At 65.5% G+C, this 5,203-nt stretch carries 6 protein-coding genes; all 6 read right to left on the bottom strand.

Going from position 1 to position 5,203, the window contains the following annotated elements:
• Positions 1–17: 17 nt before the first annotated feature.
• Entirely contained in the window at positions 18–278 is a 261-nt protein-coding gene (locus ACNPM4_RS01505) for a F0F1 ATP synthase subunit epsilon (RefSeq protein ID WP_017830988.1), read from the bottom strand.
• A 2-nt stretch (positions 279–280) separates the two neighbouring features.
• Entirely contained in the window at positions 281–1,735 is a 1,455-nt protein-coding gene (atpD, locus tag ACNPM4_RS01500) for a F0F1 ATP synthase subunit beta (protein ID WP_017830989.1), read from the bottom strand.
• A gap of 21 nt (positions 1,736–1,756) precedes the next feature.
• Positions 1,757–2,653 (bottom strand): F0F1 ATP synthase subunit gamma, encoded by an 897-nt coding sequence (locus tag ACNPM4_RS01495; RefSeq protein ID WP_448984454.1) that lies wholly within the window; start codon positions 2,651–2,653, stop codon positions 1,757–1,759.
• A 19-nt stretch (positions 2,654–2,672) separates the two neighbouring features.
• On the bottom strand, positions 2,673–4,313 hold the full coding sequence (gene atpA, locus ACNPM4_RS01490; protein WP_448984453.1) for a F0F1 ATP synthase subunit alpha: 1,641 nt from the start codon (positions 4,311–4,313) through the stop codon (positions 2,673–2,675).
• A 47-nt stretch (positions 4,314–4,360) separates the two neighbouring features.
• Positions 4,361–5,152 (bottom strand): F0F1 ATP synthase subunit delta, encoded by a 792-nt coding sequence (locus ACNPM4_RS01485; RefSeq protein WP_448984452.1) that lies wholly within the window; start codon positions 5,150–5,152, stop codon positions 4,361–4,363.
• Positions 5,152–5,203: hypothetical protein (locus ACNPM4_RS01480; RefSeq protein ID WP_448984457.1), on the bottom strand; the 52-nt coding region annotated here is incomplete at its 5' end. The genes ACNPM4_RS01485 and ACNPM4_RS01480, both read right to left, overlap by 1 nt.

Below are 5,203 nucleotides of genomic sequence, written 5' to 3'. Positions count from 1 at the left end.
CCCTCGAAACGGAAATGCTAGGCGATGAGAGCCGCGTTGCCGGCCACGATCGTCAGGGTGTCGCCCTCCATGGAGAGGAACCCGTCCTGCGCGTTGGCCAGCACCTTCGTGCCATCCGACTGCGTGATGCGGACCTGGCCCTCAGCGAGGATGGCCAGCACCGGCTCATGGCCGGTCATGAAGCCGATCTCGCCCTCGACGGTCTTGGCGACCACGAGGCTCGCTTCTCCCGTCCAGACCTCCGCATCCGCGGAGACGAGGCTGACGTGGAGCGCCATGGTCAGCCGTTCTCCTTCTGGATCTTCGCCCACTGCTCTTCGACGTCGGAGATGCCACCGACGTTGAAGAAGGCCTGCTCGGCGACGTGGTCGAAGTCACCGCGCGTGATCGCATCGAAGGACTCGATGGTCTCCTTGAGCGGGACGGTCGAACCCTCGACACCGGTGAACTTCTTCGCCATGTAGGTGTTCTGCGAGAGGAACTGCTGGATGCGACGTGCACGCGACACGACGATCTTGTCTTCCTCGGAGAGCTCGTCGACACCGAGGATGGCGATGATCTCCTGCAGTTCCTTGTTCTTCTGGAGGATCTGCTTGACCGTCGTGGCGACGCGGTAGTGGTCCTCGCCCAGGTAGCGGGGGTCCATGATGCGCGACGTCGAGGTCAGCGGGTCGATGGCCGGGTACAGACCCTTCGAGGCGATCTCACGAGAGAGCTCGGTCGTCGCGTCGAGGTGGGCGAACGTCGTCGCCGGAGCCGGGTCGGTGTAGTCATCGGCCGGCACGTAGATCGCCTGCAGCGAGGTGATCGAGTGACCACGCGTCGAGGTGATGCGCTCCTGGAGCACACCCATCTCGTCGGCGAGGTTCGGCTGGTAACCCACGGCGGAAGGCATGCGACCCAGCAGCGTGGAGACCTCGGAACCGGCCTGCGTGAAGCGGAAGATGTTGTCGATGAAGAGCAGCACATCCTGCTTCTGCACGTCACGGAAGTACTCCGCCATCGTCAGGGCCGACAGGGCGACGCGCAGACGCGTTCCCGGCGGCTCGTCCATCTGGCCGAACACCAGGGCGGTCTTGTCGAAGACGCCCGCCTCTTCCATCTCGTGGATGAGGTCGTTGCCCTCACGGGTGCGCTCACCGACACCGGCGAACACAGACACACCACCGTGGTCCTGCGCGACGCGCTGGATCATCTCCTGGATGAGGACGGTCTTGCCGACACCGGCACCACCGAACAGGCCGATCTTTCCACCCAGCACGTACGGGGTGAGGAGGTCGATCGACTTGATGCCGGTCTCGAACATCTGAGTCTTGGACTCGAGCTGGTCGAAGTTCGGCGCCTTGCGGTGGATGGGCCAGCGCTCGGTGACCTCGATCGTCTCACCGGGCTCGAGGTTGAGCACCTCGCCGATGACGTTGAACACCTTGCCCTTGGTCACGTCGCCGACGGGGACCGAGATGGCCTCACCGGTGTCGCGGACCTCCTGACCGCGGACGATGCCGTCGGTCGGGTTCAGAGCGATGGCGCGGACGAGGTCGTCGCCGAGGTGCTGTGCGACCTCGAGCGTGATCTCGGTGGACTCTTCGCCCATCGCGATCGTGGTCTTCAGCGCGTTGTAGATGTCGGGGATCGAGTCATGAGGGAACTCGATGTCGACAACCGGACCGTTGACGCGTGCGACGCGCCCGACGACCGCGGTCGCCGGCTGGTCAGCCGGAGCGGTGAGGGTCATTTTCGTCTCTTTCCTGATGGTCTATTTGCTCGAGAGGGCGTCGGCGCCGCCGACGATCTCGGCGATCTGCTGCGTGATCTCCGCCTGGCGCGCGTTGTTGCGCAGGCGGGTGTAGTCGGTGATGAGCTTGTCGGCGTTGTCGCTGGCCGACTTCATCGCCTTCTGCGTCGCGGCCTGCTTGGCAGCAGACGACTGCAGGAGAGCGTTGAAGACGCGGCTCTGGATGTACACCGGCAGGATCGCATCGAGAACGGTCTCGGCATCCGGCTCGAACTCGTACAGCGGGTAAACGGTGTTACCTGCTTCCGACTCATCGGCTTCCGTGATCTCCAGCGGGAGCAGACGCACGGACTCGGGCGACTGCGTCATCATGCTGACGAAACGGTTGTACACGAGGTGGATCTCGTCGACGCCGCCGTCCTGTCCCCCGCGGGAGAAGGAATCGAGCAGCGTCGCGGAGATCTCCTCCGCGGTGTGGAACGACGGGGTATCGGTGTCGCCGGTCCACTCCGCAGCGGCAGCGAGGCGTCGGAACTGGAAGTATCCGACGGCCTTGCGACCGATGAGGTAGAAGACCGGCTCCTTGCCCTGCTCGCGCAGGAGCTCCGCCACCTCGAGACCCTCACGGAGGATCTGCGAGTTGAAGGCTCCGGCGAGACCGCGGTCCGACGAGAAGATCACGACCGCGGAGCGGGTGATGTTCACGGACTCGCGGGTCAGCGGGTGATCCACGTTCGAGTGCGTCGCGACGGCAGACACGGCCCTCGTCACGGCTCGCGCGAAGGGTGTGGACGCCTTGACGCGTGCCATCGCCTTCTGGATGCGCGAAGCCGCGATGAGTTCCATCGCCTTCGTGATCTTCTTGGTCGTCTGAGCAGAAGAGATCTTCTGCTTGTAGACCCTGAGTTGAGCGCCCATATGTCAGTACCTCACGCGGTTACGCGCGACGACCCTTGACGATCTTCTCCTGGTTGACGTCCTCAGCCTCGGCTGCAGTGTGCTCCTCGTGGCCGGGAGCGCCGATGCTGGCGCCCTTGCCACCCTGGAACTCCAGGATGAAGGCATCCGTCTGCTTCTCGAGCTCGGCGACCGTGGCGTCATCGAGGACGTTGGTGTCGCGGAGCGTCTCGAGAACCTTGGTGTTGCGACGCAGGTAGTCCAGGAGTTCGCGCTCGAAGCGCAGGACATCCGAGACCTCGATCGTGTCGAGCTTGCCGTTCGTTCCGGCCCAGATCGAGACGACCTGCTCCTCGACGGGGTACGGGGAGTACTGCGGCTGCTTGAGCAGCTCGGTCAGACGCGCACCACGGGAGAGCTGACGACGCGAAGCCGCGTCGAGGTCGGACGCGAACATTGCGAACGCCTCGAGGGAGCGGTACTGCGCGAGCTCCAGCTTCAGCGTTCCGGAGACCTTCTTGATCGACTTGACCTGCGCGTCACCACCGACTCGCGAGACCGAGATACCCACGTCGACCGCCGGACGCTGGTTGGCGTTGAAGAGGTCGGACTGGAGGAAGATCTGGCCGTCGGTGATCGAGATCACGTTGGTCGGGATGTATGCCGAGACGTCGTTGGCCTTGGTCTCGATGATCGGGAGACCCGTCATGGAACCTGCGCCGAGCTCGTCGGACAGCTTCGCGCAACGCTCGAGCAGACGCGAGTGCAGGTAGAAGACGTCACCCGGGTATGCCTCGCGGCCCGGCGGACGGCGAAGGAGCAGGGAAACGGCACGGTAGGCCTCGGCCTGCTTCGACAGGTCATCGAAGATGATGAGGACGTGCTTGCCGCCGTACATCCAGTGCTGACCGATGGCCGAACCCGTGTAGGGGGCGAGGTACTTGAAGCCGGCGGGGTCGGATGCCGGAGCCGCCACGATCGTGGTGTACTCCAGGGCTCCGGCCTCTTCGAGCGCGCCCTTCACCGAAGCGATGGTCGAGCCCTTCTGGCCGATGGCGACGTAGATGCAGCGGACCTGCTTGTTGACGTCGCCCGACTCCCAGTTGGCCTTCTGGTTGATGATCGTGTCGATCGCGATGGCCGTCTTGCCGGTCTGGCGGTCGCCGATGATCAGCTGACGCTGGCCACGGCCGACGGGGATCATCGCGTCGATCGCCTTGATGCCGGTCTGCATCGGCTCGTGCACCGACTTACGCTGCATGACGCCGGGCGCCTGCAGCTCGAGAGCGCGGACGCTCTCGGTCTCGATGGCGCCGAGGCCGTCGATCGGGGTACCGAGCGGGTCGACCACGCGGCCGAGGTAGCCGTCGCCGACCGGGACCGAGAGGACCTCGCCCGTGCGGGTGACTTCCTGGCCGGCCTCGACACCGGTGAACTCGCCGAGGACGACGACACCGATCTCGTGCTCGTTCAGGCTCTGTGCGAGTCCCTTGGTGCCGTCGGCGAAGATGACGAGCTCGTTCGCCATGACGCCGGGAAGTCCCTCGACGTGCGCGATGCCGTCTGCGGCGTCGATGACGGTGCCGACCTCCGTCGCCCCGGCCCCGGAGGGCTCGTATGCTGCGGCGAAGTCCTTCAGCGCGTCACGGATGACGTCGGGGCTGATCGATAGTTCTGCCATTGTCTTCCCTTTGTATCTGGGTGCGCGGTTCCCCGCGCGAAGTCGTGTTAGCCCGCGAGCTTCTGGCGAAGGTCTGCGAGTCGTGCGGAGATGCTGCCGTCGATGACGTCATCGGCGATCTGCACACGCAGACCTCCGACCACGGCAGGGTCGATGACGACGTTGAGGGACACCTGGCCGTCGTAGCGACGAGACAGCGAGTCACTGAGACGTGCTCGCTGCGCATCGGTGAGCGGAGCCGCGGTGTGCACCGTGGCGACCACGCGACCGCGCTGGCTGGAGACGATGCTCATCGCCCGGTTCAGCAGTCGCCGCACGCGGCGCTCACGCGGCTGACGCACGAGCGACGTGATGATCAGCGTCGACGCAGCGCTCGTGGAGCCTTCGGCCAGGAGGCGCTCGACGAGCGCAGCCTTGGCGTCTTCTCCGCCGAGGCGGCTGCCCAGGGCGAGTTCGAGCTCGGGGTTGGCGGCGATCACGCGGGAGAAGCTGAAGAGCTCCCCCTCGATGTCCGCGCCCGGCTCGGCGATCGCAGCAGCGCGGATCGCGAGCTCCTCGACACCGTCGACGAGCTCACCCGCGTTGGACCAGCGCTCCGCGACGACCGTCTTCAGAACGCTCTGAGCGTCTGCGGAGAACCCGCCGAACACCGCGGCGACGACGTCCTGTCGTGCCGCGGCGGGAGCAGAGGGATCAGCAAGCGCGCCGCTCAGCTGAGACGACCCGCTCACGGCACGCGCGGCAGCGAGGAGCTCCCGTGCGGTGTCGAGAGTGACGCCCTTCGCTGCGGCAAGCGTCTGGATGGATGCCGCGAGTGCCTGAGTGGTCGCGCTGCCCATTACTGAGCCGCCTTCTCGGATGCCTCGAGGTCGGCGAGGAAGCGGTCGACG

The sequence above is a fragment of the Microbacterium umsixpiens genome (assembly GCF_053543675.1).
This window is presented reverse-complemented; position numbering and strand designations above follow the sequence as displayed.

What these genes read in the sequence shown, in the direction of transcription:
- ACNPM4_RS01505 (WP_017830988.1), bottom strand. Translation starts at nt 278, where the DNA reads ATGGCGCTCCACGTCAGCCTCGTCTCCGCGGATGCGGAGGTCTGGACG.
- atpD (WP_017830989.1), bottom strand. Translation starts at nt 1,735, where the DNA reads ATGACCCTCACCGCTCCGGCTGACCAGCCGGCGACCGCGGTCGTCGGG.
- ACNPM4_RS01495 (WP_448984454.1), bottom strand. Translation starts at nt 2,653, where the DNA reads ATGGGCGCTCAACTCAGGGTCTACAAGCAGAAGATCTCTTCTGCTCAG.
- atpA (WP_448984453.1), bottom strand. Translation starts at nt 4,313, where the DNA reads ATGGCAGAACTATCGATCAGCCCCGACGTCATCCGTGACGCGCTGAAG.
- ACNPM4_RS01485 (WP_448984452.1), bottom strand. Translation starts at nt 5,152, where the DNA reads ATGGGCAGCGCGACCACTCAGGCACTCGCGGCATCCATCCAGACGCTT.